Origin of the sequence: Oligoflexus sp., from assembly GCF_035638955.1 — a bacterium.
Taxonomy (GTDB): Bacteria; Bdellovibrionota_B; Oligoflexia; order Oligoflexales; family Oligoflexaceae; genus Oligoflexus.
This window is the reverse complement of record NZ_DASQYZ010000436.1, coordinates 14,971-30,812: the sequence shown is the minus strand read 5'-3', so window position 1 is coordinate 30,812 and position 15,842 is coordinate 14,971. Positions and strand designations below refer to the sequence as shown.

Genomic DNA, 15,842 nt, shown 5'->3' with positions numbered 1-15,842 from the left:
AACACCAGATGCTGACGCGGCAGGCTGGAATCCACCCGAACAAATTCAAGGTTCAGTTCCTTGCGGCCCATTTCCTTGCGGATCTGGGCCACGGTCATCTTATGATCAGCTTTGATGGGAACCTTCGGATCCTCGCCACGGTATTCCACCAAGGCCAGAAGGCCCCCTTTTTTAAGAGCTTCCGTCGTGCTTTTCATCATTTCAAAAGGATGGCTGAATTCGTGATACACGTCCACCATCAGGATAAGATCCTGGGATCCGGGTGGAAGCTTCGGACTTTTGATGCCACCCAAAACCGGCTTCACATTTTTGATGCCAGCCTTCGTATTCTCCTGAGTGAGACGATCGAGCATCTCCTGCTGAATATCCACCGCATAAATCATACCTCCGGGTAAAACCCGTGAGGCCATCATCCGCGTGATGACGCCACTGCCGGCGCCGATGTCCGCCACCTGCATACCAGGCTTAAGAGCCAGTGCGGTCATCAACAGCGTCAGCCTTTCCTCGGATTCTCGGCTGTCACGTTCCAACCATTCAATCCCAGCGGGCCCCATGACGTCGGCCAGCTCACGGCCCATGTATGTTTTGGCTGCAGATCCCGCCCATAAACCCGGTGAGTGCAGACACCCTAGAAGCAGGATGTAAATGAGATGATTCATGGCGGCCTCCTGTTCTTACGTTGACGAAAGATAACATAAAACTCACCTGGATCCTTAGGAAATTGCTTAACCTCCGGGGGACGCAACCGATAGGCTGTCATGGGAAAATGGCGATTTTCAAAATATTATTTCTGGCTTGTGGCGCTGCTGACCTTACTCAGGCTGGATCACGCGCGCGCAGCCGTAGTGACGATCGACGAGTCCTTCACCACGCGACTTTTAGGTCGTGATTTTGAATTCCATGAGGATGCCACAGGCCTGCTCGATTTTGAAGCTGTCCGTCAGCAGGAATTCCAACCCAACCCCTTCCTTGTCCCTGCTTTTGGCTATGCAAAATCCACCTACTGGTACCGATTTGAATTGCGCAATGCCACGGATGTGGAACGCCAGCTGTTTTTGGAATTGGCGATAGCCTGGATCGATCACTTCAGCCTTTTTATGCAGAAAGACGGCCACTGGGTTCAATATGAGGCCGGTGTCGCAACGCCCGTTGGGAAGCGTTCGGCTCAAAACAATTTGCCCACGCATAAAATCGATCTGCCCGCGCAGAGCCAGACGACCCTCTATCTGCGGATTGCCAGCTCGGATACGATTGTGCTGCCTATCCATTTGCATTCGGCCGCCTATTTTGCTTCGCACATTCGCATCAAGGATCTTCTTTATGGTCTCTTTGCGGGCATCATGGCGGTGGCCGCGTTCTATGGCCTCGCATTTTATGTCTATACGTTCAACCAGGCTTATCTTTATTATTTCCTCAATACCCTGTCCTGGCTCGCGATGTTCGCTGCCTGGGATGGCTATGGTCAGGAATATATCTTCCACGATGATTTTTGGTGGAACAAGCGCTTTAATGTCCTGGTTATGTCTAGCTCCTTGGCCTTTGGGGCCCTCTTCACCTTGAAAATTCTGGAGATTCCATCCTATTCCCAACGGCTGACGCGGATCGTTATGGGTTGGACAACCGTGCAGGCCATCATGTTTATTTCAGTTTTTATTCTGCCCTATTCCACGATGATGCAAACCGCTTCCAATATCGCCTTGGCATTTCCTGTCATTCTTTGTGTGACAAGTTTCACGGCCCTGCGCCATCGCATGAACATTGCCCGCTATTATCTTATGTCCTGGGTTTTTCCCATCATCGGTGTCGCGATTTTCAACGGTTTGGTGGTCGGGCTTATTCCAGGAGCGCCGTTGTTTGTCTATGCCTTGCATTTTGGTATTCTCATCCAAAGCCTGTTCCTTTCCTTCACGCTTTCCTATCACCTGCGTGAAGCGACGCGCAATGCATCGGTACTCAAGGTCTCGGTGGAGGCAGCCGGGCTCGCCCATTCCGCGCTGATGCAAAATGATTTGGATCCACACCATTTTACCTTGGCCTATCGCTATCGACCTTGCGAAGAAAGCGGCGGCGATGTTTTCAGTTGCTTGCAGGATCCGCGGGGGCATTATTCGTACATTGTGGTGGGCGACGTCAGCGGTCATGGGATCACAGCGGCCATCATCTCGTCAGCCTTTACGGGAGCATTGAATGCGACCGTGAAAGGTCTGCTTTCCACGGGACTTGATCTGGAAGAATCGTGCACGAAGATCATGAGTGACTTGAATCAGGTGATGTGTGATTATTTCGCACGCACCAATCATTTCGCTTCGGCCGTGCTGGTGGGTATCGACAATCGCAACGGTCAGGCCATTTATCTGAATGCAGGGCACCGCAATATCTTTTTAAAGAGTGGTGACAAGGTGTCAACCCTGCTGCGAGGCGGATCTTTGATGGGCTTTCATTCGACCAGCCATCTGACGCCGGTTCCTCTGACTCTGACAGAAAATGATATGCTGCTTTTCTTTACAGATGGTCTTGTTGAAAACGACATTGGGCGTTCGCAAAAAACCCGCATGGATTTAATGGCCAACAGTTTAAAGAGCCAGATGGAACCGCAGGCCGTCCTTGATGCCATTTGGGAATCCATCACCCCCAGCCAGCACGTGAACTACGCCGATGACATGACGCTTCTGATCCTCAAGCTGAGGTCACTCCAACCTCCCGCCTCCCGGACCGGGCAGGCCAGTGCCTGAATCTGACGGTTGAGACCGTTGCCCAAGTCCTGTACAAAGGGAGCTGCGTGTTCAACCTGGACAGGAAACCCTATGCATCTCAAGTTTATCGGCCTTATCCTGGCTCTGGCTTTACCAGCATCGGCAAGCGCGGCTCTGCGTATTGTAGTCAGTGTCGATTGGGAAGGACGCAATCTGGACCCGCAGAACCTCGCGGTGATGGAACATTTTCGTCATGATTATCCGAAGATCCCTCTGCAACATTTTTTGAATGCTGCTTATTATACCAAGCCGGATACGGACGCCCCGATCACAACAGCCGCGATCCGCTCTGTTTTGCGCCCACATGACGAGCAGGGTTTGCACATTCACCCGTGGCGTAGTCTCGTCCAGGCCGCAGGTGTGAAGTTTCGTACCGAGCCGGCTTTTCGGGGACCGATGGATTTGAGTCAATGCGATCCGGATTGCGGTCATGATGTGAATATGGCGGCTTATAATGAAAAGGAACTGCAAAAACTCATACGATTCAGCATCAGGACTTTGATGAAGCATAGGTTCGAACGCCCGCGCAGTTTCCGTGCTGGTGCATGGCAGGCGGACAATCATGTGTTTCGAGCGTTGGTCCGGGAAGGCATTACCTTGGATTCTTCCGCGACATCGGCTGAATATTTGAAGGAGCGTTGGGGTCACTCGCTTCTGTATCCTGTTGTAGGGAAGCTCTGGCCGCAGATTACATCAACCAGTCAGCCCTATACCATCAACCTGGGCCAGGGGCTGTCCATCAAGCAGCTCCCGAACAACGGTTGTCTTGCGGATTACGTGACCGGGCCGGTGATTCTGCAAACATTCCAAAACAACGTGGAGCTTTGGAAAAAGGACCAAAAGAAAGATATCTATGTGTCGATCGGCTTTCACCAGGAAACGGCGCAAAAGTTTTTGCCCCAGTTGCGCCAGGGTATTGATGCGATCCTGCAGTTCAGCGCCAAGGAAAACGTGCCGGTCGAATTTGTAGTGCCACCCTTGAAGCTGTAAAGGCCTGGCGGATGTCACGAGGTGAGGACAGGCTGTCCTCTTTTCCCTACAAATCTGCCGTAGCTCCTCCCTACGATCCTACCCTCTTGCGTGCACCGCAACTTGTGCCCGTTCCTTGCATTGAAAACCTTGGCCCGGATAATGCGTCCGGTTGGGACTTTCATTCAACGAGGAAGTTGAACATGAGATTAATGATGTTACCTGCGATTCTGGCTCTTATGTGCTGTGCGCACTCGGGCACCAATGCCGCTGAATCGCCCAAAGAAACCACCGCCGAACGCAAGGCGGAATCCGAAACCACCGGGGCCAAAGAGCACTTTAAAGAAGGCTGGGAAAATATCAAGGAAGGTGGTCGTGAAGTCGCCGCGGGTGTTGCGACTGGTGTCAGCACGGGTGCGAAAAAAGCAGGCGCCGCAATTCAGGGTGTGGCCTGTCCGATCGCAGCTGATATGGGCCGTGGCATCTACTACGCAAAAGACAGCCCTGGTTATGACAAGATGCTGAGCGCTGAGAAGTCCGATGTGCGCGAGTGCTTCGCCACCGAGGCCGGTGCACGCGAAAAAGGCTATACTCTCGTTCGTTGACGGTTGGTTTCATGCGGCGGGTCTCAGGCGCCCGCCGCTTCTTGGGCTTCAGAAATAATAGCCGAGTCGCAGCCCTACATAAGCGCCCTGACTGGTTTCCTTGAAGGTTATTTCTTCTCTGGTCAGCGTGTAACTGCGCATCCGATATCCCACCACAAAATCCAGAATGCGTTCCGTCAGATCAAAGGCAAAGTGTGTATCGACGTCCTCACGATCGCCAAGCTCAGCGCCCTGGTCCAGCTTGTCGAATGTTCGCAGGCTTTGAACACGCATAAGATCAGCATGGAAAACCAGACCCTGATGCAGATTCATCACTAGACCAAGGCCAGCGTTGATACCTGTTGCAAAGATCCCAACCGTAGGACCCTCGGCGCCGGTGACATCCCATTCCGTCAACGAAACACCGATGGAGGGCTGCAGAAACCAGACCCTGGCCTGCAACCTGACATCAGTCATGGCTGACCTGGAATGCGACTGATTAAGCTCGAAGGGGACATCATGATAGGCATGATTGACCTTCAAACCTACGACGCGGGATTCGCCCATCCAGCCGCCGAATTCTGTTTCTGTGGTGGTGCGGGTTTCCTTGCTGCCGGCCGCCTCACTGTCAAACGTCGTCATGCCGGCTATACCCTTGATATAAAGCGTCTGGGCCTGCTTGGTGAGGCTATCGCCGTAGACCTGACTGAGCGTTTGCGCGGAGGCGCTCCGGTCGAGCCAGGCCAGTCCGATCAAAGCCAGAAACCAGGCTGTCTTGAATTGCATACAGTTCTCCCAAGTGATCGAGGGGTCGAGTGGACTCCTGCAGATGAATCGGCGCAGCAAGACGCGAATGAATGGGCGGGAAGCTGCCGACTGGCTGTCACTCCCGGGGTACAGTTACTTTGGAGTTTCTTGAAAATAAACGAAACGAGCCACCTGAGGATTGTTCTCCGGTGTGGTCACATCAATTTTGTTGCCGAGCCAGGGGTATTGTTTGGTCAGCGCAAACATAAGGGATTGAAAGCGATCCGCGTCACCATCTTTGGCTTCCGCTTCGATGATGCAAGTGTCCACTCGGCACTGGATTTTTTTCACGAGCACGGATCGAACCAGATCCTTGTCGGTTTTAAAAATATCGTGAAGGCGCTTCTCGCGCGCTTTGCCAAAGCCTGGATTATCGTTGGGATCAGGTTCGTCATGATGAGGCGAGGGCCGTGACATTTCAAAATGACCAGATGCGGCCTTGGATTTGCTCTTGGCTTGAGGCGGTGCCGCTTCATGGGCCGATGGTTCGGGAACAGCCGCTTCCGCAGGTATGGGTTCCTCACGGTCCGGTAGCGGCTGCGAAACCGGAGCGACGATCATCTCGTCATCCTGCGGCGCAGATTTGGATTTTTTATAAAAATAGAACCCCGCACCCAGGGTCGTGGCCACAGTAAGACCGATGATGACTATCTTTTTCATGAGACGCCCTCTCCTTATCGAGATTCCATTATACCAGGAATCGATAAGGCCAGCCTACCGAGGGCCATTTTCAATGGGTCAATTTAAAGACCACAGTGAACGTATGTCCCACCACGCGGACTGGACGACCGTTCATCTTGCGCGGACGGTAACGGAATTTACGGACGGCCCGCCGGGCTTCTTCTTCAAAAACCGAGCGATTTTCGGCTTCGGCGACCCGGATGTTTTCCACCCGGCCGTCTTCATCAATATCAAAGGTGAAGGTGATAAAGCCTTCAATCCCTTTCAGAGCCGCCTCGCGCGGCATTTTGGGTTTGACCTGCTCAATCGGCAGCCAGTCGGTATTCGCGTTGGGATCGCTGGGACCGGTCGTGTTGCTCACGCCCGTGCCCACCATGCCGATGGTTTTATTATCACCAAAGCTTTGCGGGGCTGCCGCGGCCGGCGGCGGAGGGGTTTCCTCCTGGGGCTTTTGCGGTTTAGCGACGCTGCGTTTGGCTATTTTTGATTTGGCCTTGGGTTTACGCTTGGCTTTTTGTTTGGTTTTCGGTTTCGGCTTGGCCACAGGCTGGGCCTTGACTTCAGCCGGTTTGATGGCTGTCCGAGGATCGCCGTTGGGATTGGAGAGAATACGTATGCGCGCCACGGGCGGTTTTTCGATCACGACAGACTTGGGTTGACTCTGCTGCCAGCGCATCGCAACGACGACAGCCAGGTGCAGAAGGATCGATCCGATGATAGCCAGCCAGGGGGCATTGAGATCAATTTTTCGAATCAAATTTCGCATATTCATCCAGCTCCACATGGTCCCAGTCCGCTCCACGAGGTCCCGCCTTACTCAACGAGATCCCCAGGCACTATCGGATTTTTTGGAACTACCTTAAGGAATGGAGGTATTGGCTTATATTGGCAAGGGGTTAGAGCTGAGCATTTCGTAAGGGGAAAGGGGTGAGGAGGCCTGTTCTTTTTCCAAAAAAAAAAGGCCCCAGTCAGGGCCTCAAACGTGCGGTGGACGGCGAGGTTGGGATCACATATCCCAGGACCATTCGTGAAAACTGCGGCCGTCCAGGGTCGACTCGCTGCCTTCGATTTTGGTCCATTTGATATTGTCGTCGGAATAGAGAAAATAAAAGCGATCCGGGAAACCGTTAGGGAACGTCCGTCCGGGGTTGGAGAGTCCACCATCGAGACGAAAGCCATGAAAACTCTTCTTCATCCCCATATCGATGATTAATTCAATGGGTCTGGTCATGTCCTTCAGATTGTAGGGCTCTTTGTTTTCAAAGGATGACTTGGGGTCAAACGTCCAGCCATTGGCCGTGGCTGTTTTCCAGACCAAAACCTCGGGCGTGTCGGCAAACATGTTCGCAAGGTTTTTGCCCATCCCGGTCCCCAGGTACATTTTCCAGTCCACTTCGCTGCCATGGAATTTAAAATTGAAGCGATCGGATTGCATCGTTTGAGCCGCAAAATCCAGCGTATCCAGGCGAATGTTCACCTTTTCCCAGACGCCATTGATCTTGAATTCAAAGTCCACGATGTCGGGCAAAAGTCCGGTCTCTGCAGGCGCATTCATGTGAATGGACTGATAGGCGATCTTGATAAACCGATGCTCGGCCAGACCACGCAAGAGGTTGCGTATCTTATCCTGCAAAGTGATGGGTTGGCCGGTGCCATTCTTTAGGAAATTCAAAGTGATCTGGGTTTCGAGGATCTGCGTCGCGCGGTCGATGATCTCATTGGCCGCGAAATCAAAGCGTCCCTGCCAACGGACCCCTTTTGGATCGACATAATTTTTGCTAAAGGTCACAGCCAGCCGGCTCTGAAAGGACCATTGGGCTTCCGTTCCGATAATGTCGAGGTCAATAACCTTATTATTCTCATCATAGGGATTACAGCCGACCGGTGTGGTGCCGGCGGTATTGGGATCTTCAATATACGCACAGCGAAGATAGGATCCGGTCACCGGTGCTGGTGAACTTGCCAGCTGCTCTTCACTCGCATCGTCGGACGACGGCATATTGCGAGTGTCCTTAGGATCTTCGCAGGCGCTGGCGAGAAACTGCACGAGCAGAAAGACAGTCAAAAATTTTGTCGACCATAGCATAGGCGCGATCCTCGACAGTCTTTTTTTAGGGGATTCCATACCTACGTATCGGCGCTGCACTAGACAAAATGAGTTAGTGCACCACGCCTTGAAAAGGACTGGAGAAAGAGCGAATATTTCGGAGGATCATGTTTGTTAGTACGATGTTGTTTTCCGCAATGAATTTCGCAGGCGGGAATGAAAGAGCGCAAAGATGCGATTTTTTTGCTCTTCGTTGAGACCCACAAATCTTACGCCGTGTTCAAAAGCGTCATGGCGCTGGCTACCCCAGCAGATCTCGACGATCAGGGACGACAGACCCCACTGCTGCAGTTCATGATTGATGTCAGGATCGACCGGCTCCAGGGTCAGATTAAAAACGACCCCCTGGGCCAGGAACACATCGCTCTTCAGCCCCATCCCGGACATGGAATAGTTCAGGAGTTGAAAGCGGCCGATATTGGTGTGCAGGCGCAGCAGTCCGCTGTCGGCCACCGGATGCCGGTCTTCCCGCTGGGAGATGCCGGCGTAATTCCAATAGAGCTTTTCCATGCTCGCGATATCCGCATCGGTCTTGAAGAAAGGATCCACTTCCCAGGCTTCCAGAAGTTCGGATGTGTGTTTAACCATGACAAAACGTTTTTGCATGCTGGGATGTTCCGGGCTCAGCCGCAACAATTGAGCCTTGGTCGCTGGCCCTATCATGATTTTAAACGGCGCGCAGGCGGTTTCGAGGCGCGCTGCGAAATTCACCCCATCACCGATCATGGTGAAATCAAAACGCTGTTTATTGCCGATATTGCCGATGAAAACCGACGATGTGTTGATGCCGATGCGCAGAGGATAAAGAGCCTTGCCCTCCGCATGAGCCTTCAGACTATTTTGAAATACCTGGCGCTGGATTTCGATCGCACAAGCCACGGCCTGGTCCGCATGCTGCGAAGTTTGTTCGCCGAGCACATTGTAACCAAAGAAGCAAAGCAGACCATCACCCAAGGTTTTATCGATCGTGCCCTGGTGCCTGTGCACAATGTCCGTGATGTCGCCCAGCAGAGCCTTCAGCTGCTGAAAGGTTTCATTCGCCGACATCTTTTTGGTCGTTAAGGAAAAGCCCACGATGTCGACGAACATGATGCTGACAACGTGTCCAGTCGGTTCGAACTCCAGCGTTTTTTCGCGCTTGAGCAAGGCCGTGATGTGCTCCTGAGGGACCAGACCCGATACGGCACGCGTGATTTTCTGAGCCTCGCGCACCCGGACCATGGCAATCCAGAGAAGGTTGGCCAGGCCCGATACACCCAAGGCAAGGCTGGCTGACAACCACGGCAGTTGCCAGGAGGCCCAGACAAAGGCGAGAACCCCACTGCAGGCTGTCAGGACAATCGTCAAAAGCAGCAGGACAGGGGAAATGATCGCATGAAAACGCAAGGCCAAAAGCCAGCCGATGGCGGCAAAGAGCATGATTTCCCAGGGACTGGCCGGCACCGTATGAATCCACTGTCCTGTCAAAACACTATTGATCATCGAGAGAACAACATAGGATCCCGGTACGCTCCCCAGAGGCGTGTCCACACGATCGGTGTTGCCTGTGAACATGGCAGGGAGAATCACGACCAGCTGATCCGGTCGAATGCTTTTTTCCAGACTTTGCCCCCCGCGGACCCGATGGATCACGGAGGCAAGACCATAGATATTGCGTTCCAGGAGTTCCACATCCACCATATTCACGGCCACCTGACCGTCGTGGTGCGGCACCGCCTTCTGATTGATCTGCAGGCCCTCGGCATCAAGCTTGATGTCATCAGCAGCCAGAAGACTCCAGTGAGGAACGGCGTGGGCAGGATCATACCGCTGAAACAGGTTCACGGTACCAAAATCCTGATACAGAATATGCCCAAACTGATGGAAGCCCTGAAGAAGCTCGGGATCGGGCCCATAAACATAGCCCGGCTTCAAAGGGATCCAGTCGAGATCCGCAAGGGATGATGAAGGGGCGGTCCAGCGTGACAATTCGAAATCCTTGAAGTCAGCCGTGAGCGGAGCTTTAAATTTGATGGTATTCGGCACGGCATAGACGGCGGTGATCACATCGCTGCGGATCGCCTGGAATTCGCGGTTCACTGTTTCCAGTGATGTGTTGATATCGACGACACCAAAAATCTTATCAATCATAATGCGCCGAGGACCGGCTGCGGAAATGCCCTGCAGAACCTTCAGCCAAAGTTCAAAATCCAGATCAGGTTTTTTGACGAAGCGCAGCGTGGAATCATCATAGGAATAAATTTTAAGCCGAGGATCCAGCGTGGGGGATTTTTGCATCCAGGCGCGCAGTTTGAATTCCAGAGGTCGCACGCTCTTGTCCTCAAGGGATCGAATGACCCCAAGGGCATAGAGCAGCAAAATGAGTCCGGCGGCTGCCAGGGTTACATAACCCGGAACGCGTCTAGACTTCATAGGGGAACCCTAGCATACAGACCTCGCAGAGAGCCCGACGTTCTCCCTTTATGGTAGACAGACCTTGCGTTTGGAACAAGGAGCGCACCTTGCCGGGATGCAGCTTTTGCCGAATTGTGCAGCAGGGGATCTTGCGCTTGGACTGCGCCTCCAGCCTATGCTAGGGTACGTTGGAACCCTGTTCAAGGTGAAGACATGAAGCAAGGAACGGATCAGCCGATTATCTCAGTCACAGGTCTTGCCAAAACTTACGCTTCGGGTCATCAGGCGCTGCGTAACATCAACCTCGAGATCAAGCGCGGGGAAATTTTTGCCTTGCTGGGCCCCAATGGAGCCGGCAAGACCACACTTATTAATATCATTTGCGGCATCGTCAACCCGAGCCAGGGTACGATCAAGGCGGATGGGCATGACATCATTCGCGACTATCGAGCGGCCCGCAGCAAAGTGGGGCTGGTGCCCCAGGAGCTGACGAGCGATGTGTTCGAAAGCGTCTGGCGTACGGTCAGTTTCAGTCGGGGGCTCTTTGGCAAGGCGCCCAATCCCGCCTGGCTCGAAAAAATTCTGCGCGACCTTTCGCTCTGGGATAAAAAAGATAACCGTATCATGACACTTTCGGGTGGGATGAAACGACGGGTGATGATCGCCAAGGCGCTTTCGCATGAGCCCCAGATTCTCTTTTTGGATGAACCCACGGCGGGTGTGGATGTCGAGCTGCGGCGCGATATGTGGCAGATGGTGCGGGGGCTGCGCGAGAGTGGAGTGACCGTGATCCTGACGACGCACTATATCGAGGAAGCCGAGGAGATGGCCGATCGCGTGGGAGTCATCAACAAAGGCGAGATCATCCTGGTCGAGGACAAAAAAGCGTTGATGCAGAAGCTCGGCAAAAAGCAGCTTATTCTGAGTCTTCCGGCGCCCCTCGCCGCCTTGCCACCCGCGCTCAGCAGTGGGTCCTTGGAACTTAGCAAAGACGGCCTTACGCTGATTTATAGCTTTGACGCGCAGAGCGAACAAACCGGGATCGCGGACGTGCTCCGTCGGCTCGGCGAACATGGCATTAATTTCAAGGATCTTCAAACCAAAGAGAGTTCACTCGAGGATATCTTCGTCGGACTTGTGAAGGGGCGCCCATGAATTTTTATGCGATTCGAGCCATCTATGCTTTCGAAATGGCCCGCTTCTTTCGCACCATTTTTCAAAGCATCGCGTCACCTGTGATATCAACATCGCTGTATTTTATCGTCTTTGGCTCGGCGATCGGCTCGCGCATGGCGGAAGTGGACGGCGTGAGTTATGCGGCGTTTATCGTTCCGGGTCTGATCATGCTCTCGGTTCTGACGGAAAGCATTTCCAATGCCTCGTTTGGGATTTACATGCCCAAGTATTCCGGCACTATCTATGAGATCCTATCGGCGCCGATCTCGGCGTTTGAAATTGTGTGTGGGTATGTGGGCGCAGCGGCCAGCAAGTCCATTATTCTGGGCACGGTGATCCTGATCACGGCGCGACTCTTTGTGACTTTTTCCATTCAGCATCCGGTGTGGATGCTGGCGTTTCTGGTGCTCACCTCACTCACCTTCAGTCTCTTTGGATTTATCATTGGGATCTGGGCTGATGGTTTTGAAAAGCTGCAAGTCGTTCCCATGATGGTGGTGACACCGCTGACCTTTTTGGGCGGCAGCTTTTATTCGATCAGCATGCTGCCACCGATCTGGCAAAAGATCACGCTGTTCAATCCGGTGGTGTATTTGATCAGTGGATTTCGCTGGAGTTTTTACGGCAGCGCCGATGTCAGTGTCGGCGCCAGCCTGGGGATTACGAGTCTCTTTTTACTCGTGAGTCTGGTCGCGGTCTGGATCATCTTCAGAACCGGTTACCGCATCAAGACTTAGGTTTCATTTAAAGGCCTCGCGCGGCACGTACTCATAGGTCGTGTCGCCGGGCTTTTTCCATTTCAGTTCCAAAGCGATCCGGAATTTAGGCCCCTGGAAATAATCAAGAGACAGGGGATGATCGCCGGCCGTCAGACGTACAATCACTTCCTTCTGACCCACGGTTTGCGAGTCATCCGGGCCTGGACCAATGGCCTGATGCAGACCATCATTATCGATCAAGAGCTTGCCGTCGATGGACAGCTTCGACCCATCATCTGAGTTCATTTGAAAGCTATAGTCACCTTCCTGGGCGATTTGCAGGGTTGTGGTCGTTTGCAGGGCAAACCATTCGACCAGATCGGGCACATCGGGAAAGCCTTCAGTAAAATTGCGGGGCGCGACCGCATATTTGTCCATGCAAACCGTGAGAACCTTGCGAGCCTGAGTGGTATCCGCAAAGTTGGGAATGGCCGTGGCGGTCGTGTTGATTTGATAGACGTTGGCCAGAATCGGAAACGCGACATTGCCCCGTGTGCAGCGGGCAAACACCTGCGTGTTGGGTATGACCTTGATGGTCACGGACGCGGAAATCGTGGGATCTGATTTCAATACCGCGGTGATCACCACGGAAAATTCCTTGTCTGTTTGCGCCGGGCTTTTATAGTTGCCATCGGCATCAATGCTGCCAATGTCCGTGCGATCCGCCGGGCCCTTGATTTCCCAGGTGACTTCGGGATTGGCCGGTCCGTTCTTGATATTGGCCTTCGCCTGCATCGTTTCGCCACCAGCCTTGATTTCCGGCGAGGGTACGGTGACCTCCAGGATCGGCCTTGCGGGTAAATTTCCCGTTAGATCATCGGACGAGTTGCCATTGCTTTTGGTGCCGTTGATGTTTTCAAACGTGGCCCGCTTGCAGGCCTGAGCGCCGTTTAACACCAATCCGGCCAGGAATAGGGAGAGAATTTTCATGGCTTCGTCCCACATTGATCAGTTGTTCCAACTCCCAATTTTATCGGCCATTTTACCAAAAACCTTAAGAATAAAGGCGCCTGGGCATGGTCCTGATGACGCTTGAAATTAGGGTGCCAAAAAGACTTAATATGTCGAATATTTCTTTAATATCATTCATTTAACAACATAAAACATTTTGAATATAAAAAAACATTAATATAGATTGGACTTCACTCCGATATGTCTGTAGGATCGAATTCTCGAACCAAAAAGGAATCGATTGTTGGACATGCTCGCTTCAACCAGCGCCCCTAAACGTATCAGCCAGGCGCTGACCAGCAGCCCGTTGGCCGCTCTTTGCAAAGCGGCCGGGGATCCCTTGCGGCTCGACATCATGCGCGTCCTCAGCAACGATTCCTTTGGTGTGCAGGAGCTGGCTACTATTTTTGCCATGCCGCAGCCGGGTATGAGTCATCATCTGAAGATATTAAATAAGGCCGGACTGCTGGCCACGCGGCGCCAGGGTAATAGCATTTTTTACCGGCGCACCCTGCTCAAGAGCGGCATGGAATTTCATGATTTCCTTTGCAGCCTCTTTGCAACCATTGATGAGCTGGCTTTGGCTGATGAAACGATGCAGCGCATCTACGAGGTCTATGAAGATCGCTCGGCGCAATCGCGGCTGTACTTTGATCGGCATGCTGATAAATTTTTAGAAAATCAGGGCATGCTCTGCGAATTGAATCAGTACCTCCCCAATTTGCGCGAAATCCTGGATTTGATGGACCTGCCAAGGTCGAGTCAGGTGATGGAAGTCGGCCCTGGCCAGGGTGAACTGCTAAAGGAACTGTCGCGGCGCTTCGATCAGCTGGTGGCTTTGGACAACTCCGAAGAAATGCTGGCGCTGACCCGCAAGCACATGCCGGCCCGGGAGCGGATTCGCTTTGTACAATCCTCGCTGGAGGCCTATGACGCCGGCAAGGGTGATCTGGATGCTGTGGTGCTCAATATGGTGCTGCATCATATGTCGTCCCCGCGCCAGGCTTTTCAAAAAATCGCCCAGCTGCTGAAGCCTCAGGGCTGCCTTGTGATTGCGGATCTTTGTTTACACAATCAGGAATGGACCCGTGCCTCCTGCGGTGATGTCTGGCTGGGTTTTGACCCCCAGGACCTCAAGGAATGGGCGGCAGGTTGTGGTTTTATAGAAGATCAAAGTCTCTATCTGGGTTTGAAGAACGGATTTCAGATTCAGTTGAAGCTATTTCGTCTCAGGAAAGGAACCGACGATGTCAAAAGTAGATTATAAAGTAGCCGACATGAGCCTGGCCGATTTTGGCCGCCGCGAAATCAAACTCGCTGAACGTGAAATGCCAGCCTTGATGGGTCTGCGCCGCAAACATGGTGCAGAAAAGCCTCTGAAAGGTGCGAAGATTATCGGCTGTATTCACATGACCATCCAAACCGCGGTGCTGATCGAAACTCTGATCGACCTGGGTGCGGAAGTTCGCTGGTCTTCCTGTAATATCTTCTCGACTCAGGATCACGCTGCTGCCGCCATGGCCGCTCGCGGTGTGGCCGTCTATGCCTGGAAAGGCCAGACCGTTGAAGAAGGTGACTGGTGCATTGAGCAAACCATCCTGAAGGATGGCAAACCCTGGGACGTGAACATGATCCTGGACGACGGTGGCGACCTCACCGGCATGATCCACGACAAATACCCTCAGCTGCTGGACAAGATCCACGGCATCACCGAGGAAACCACCACCGGCGTGCACCGTTTGCTCGAAATGATGGAAAAAGGCAAGTTGAAGGTTCCGGCCATCAACGTCAACGATTCCATCACCAAATCGAAAAACGATAACAAATACGGCTGCCGTCACAGCTTGAACGATGCCATCAAACGCGGCACTGACATGCTGCTGTCCGGTAAAAAAGCTCTGGTCATCGGCTACGGTGATGTAGGCAAGGGTTCCGCGCAGAGTTTGCGTCAGGAAGGTATGATCGTCAAGGTTTCCGAGATCGATCCTATCTGCGCGATGCAGGCCTGCATGGACGGTTACGAAGTCGTGTCGCCTTACAAGAACGGTGTCAACACCGGAACGGCTGACGGCGTCGACAAGCAACTGCTGGGCACCACCGACCTGATCGTGACCACGACCGGTAACATCAACGTCTGTGACAAGCATATGCTGACCGCTGTGAAGTCGGGCGCTGTGGTTTGTAACATCGGCCACTTCGATAACGAAATCGACACCAAGTTCCTGCGCGAAAAATTCGAATGGCAGGAAGTGAAGCCTCAGGTTCACAAGATCTTCCGCGACAGCAAGGACGAAGAAAACTACATCATCCTCCTGTCCGAAGGCCGCCTCGTGAACCTTGGCAACGCCACGGGTCACCCCTCGCGTATCATGGACGGTTCGTTTGCCAACCAGGTGCTGGCGCAGATGTATCTCTATGAGAGAAAGTGGGCTGACAAGAAGACCGAGCCTCTGACGGTTAAAGTCCTGCCCAAGAAATTGGACGAGGAAGTGGCTCGTAATATGGTCGAAGGTTTCGGCGGCGTGATCACCAAGCTGACAACCGATCAGGCGAAATACATCAACGTCAAAGTTGAAGGTCCGTTCAAGGCTGACGAGTACAAGTACTAAGAAGCGTCAGACCTGTCCGTGAGGACAGGTCATGGCCTGTCCGTGAGGACAGG

General features: G+C 53.0%; 14 protein-coding genes. 7 read left to right on the top strand and 7 right to left on the bottom strand.

Annotation, left to right across the window (positions count from 1 at the left end; all coding sequences use genetic code 11):
• Nucleotides 1-659 (bottom strand): class I SAM-dependent methyltransferase (locus VE954_RS36085; protein WP_324962263.1); only part of this gene is annotated, 659 nt, incomplete at its 3' end.
• Between the two features lie 99 nt (nt 660-758).
• On the opposite strand from VE954_RS36085, the gene VE954_RS36080 reads away from it, so the two are divergent.
• From VE954_RS36080 to VE954_RS36070, 3 genes are all read left to right on the top strand, one after another.
• On the top strand, nt 759-2,732 hold the full coding sequence (locus VE954_RS36080) for a SpoIIE family protein phosphatase (protein WP_324962261.1): 1,974 nt from the start codon (nt 759-761) through the stop codon (nt 2,730-2,732).
• 72 nt (nt 2,733-2,804) lie between these two features.
• Entirely contained in the window at nt 2,805-3,743 is a 939-nt protein-coding gene (locus VE954_RS36075) for a hypothetical protein (protein WP_324962259.1), read from the top strand.
• Between the two features lie 182 nt (nt 3,744-3,925).
• Nucleotides 3,926-4,327 carry a hypothetical protein gene (locus VE954_RS36070; RefSeq protein ID WP_324962257.1) on the top strand — a complete coding sequence of 134 codons (402 nt, stop codon included), beginning with the start codon at nt 3,926-3,928 and terminating at the stop codon, nt 4,325-4,327.
• A 48-nt stretch (nt 4,328-4,375) separates the two neighbouring features.
• Here VE954_RS36070 and VE954_RS36065 read toward each other — a convergent pair whose 3' ends face one another.
• The 5 genes from VE954_RS36065 to VE954_RS36045 all read right to left on the bottom strand — a co-directional run bounded on the left by VE954_RS36065 (nt 4,376) and on the right by VE954_RS36045 (nt 10,313).
• Nucleotides 4,376-5,092: a hypothetical protein gene (locus VE954_RS36065; protein ID WP_324962255.1), complete on the bottom strand. Its 717-nt coding sequence runs from the start codon at nt 5,090-5,092 to the stop codon at nt 4,376-4,378.
• Nucleotides 5,093-5,206: 114 nt separating this feature from the next.
• A complete protein-coding gene (locus VE954_RS36060; protein ID WP_324962253.1) occupies nt 5,207-5,773 on the bottom strand; it encodes a hypothetical protein in 567 nt (188 codons plus the stop codon).
• Between the two features lie 70 nt (nt 5,774-5,843).
• Complete coding sequence (locus tag VE954_RS36055; protein ID WP_324962251.1) at nt 5,844-6,560, bottom strand: TonB family protein; 717 nt, start codon at nt 6,558-6,560, stop codon at nt 5,844-5,846.
• A gap of 240 nt (nt 6,561-6,800) precedes the next feature.
• On the bottom strand, nt 6,801-7,880 hold the full coding sequence (locus tag VE954_RS36050; RefSeq protein WP_324962250.1) for a hypothetical protein: 1,080 nt from the start codon (nt 7,878-7,880) through the stop codon (nt 6,801-6,803).
• 135 nt (nt 7,881-8,015) lie between these two features.
• Nucleotides 8,016-10,313: an adenylate/guanylate cyclase domain-containing protein gene (locus VE954_RS36045; protein ID WP_324962248.1), complete on the bottom strand. Its 2,298-nt coding sequence runs from the start codon at nt 10,311-10,313 to the stop codon at nt 8,016-8,018.
• 195 nt (nt 10,314-10,508) lie between these two features.
• Between VE954_RS36045 and VE954_RS36040 the strand changes: the two genes are divergently transcribed.
• Complete coding sequence (locus VE954_RS36040) at nt 10,509-11,450, top strand: ABC transporter ATP-binding protein (protein WP_324962246.1); 942 nt, start codon at nt 10,509-10,511, stop codon at nt 11,448-11,450.
• Nucleotides 11,447-12,208 (top strand): ABC transporter permease, encoded by a 762-nt coding sequence (locus VE954_RS36035; RefSeq protein WP_324962245.1) that lies wholly within the window; start codon nt 11,447-11,449, stop codon nt 12,206-12,208. Before VE954_RS36040 ends, VE954_RS36035 begins: the two co-directional genes overlap by 4 nt.
• 3 nt (nt 12,209-12,211) lie before the next feature.
• Here the strand turns inward: VE954_RS36035 and VE954_RS36030 are convergent, their stop codons facing one another.
• Nucleotides 12,212-13,159, bottom strand: coding sequence for a PA14 domain-containing protein (locus VE954_RS36030; protein WP_324962243.1), 948 nt, complete (start codon nt 13,157-13,159; stop codon nt 12,212-12,214).
• 271 nt (nt 13,160-13,430) lie between these two features.
• Between VE954_RS36030 and VE954_RS36025 the strand changes: the two genes are divergently transcribed.
• Both VE954_RS36025 and ahcY read left to right on the top strand, forming a co-directional pair.
• Entirely contained in the window at nt 13,431-14,447 is a 1,017-nt protein-coding gene (locus tag VE954_RS36025) for a metalloregulator ArsR/SmtB family transcription factor (RefSeq protein WP_324962241.1), read from the top strand.
• Nucleotides 14,428-15,789, top strand: a complete 1,362-nt coding sequence (gene ahcY, locus VE954_RS36020) for an adenosylhomocysteinase (RefSeq protein ID WP_324962239.1) — start codon at nt 14,428-14,430, stop codon at nt 15,787-15,789. Before VE954_RS36025 ends, ahcY begins: the two co-directional genes overlap by 20 nt.
• The last annotated feature ends 53 nt before the right edge of the window (nt 15,790-15,842 follow it).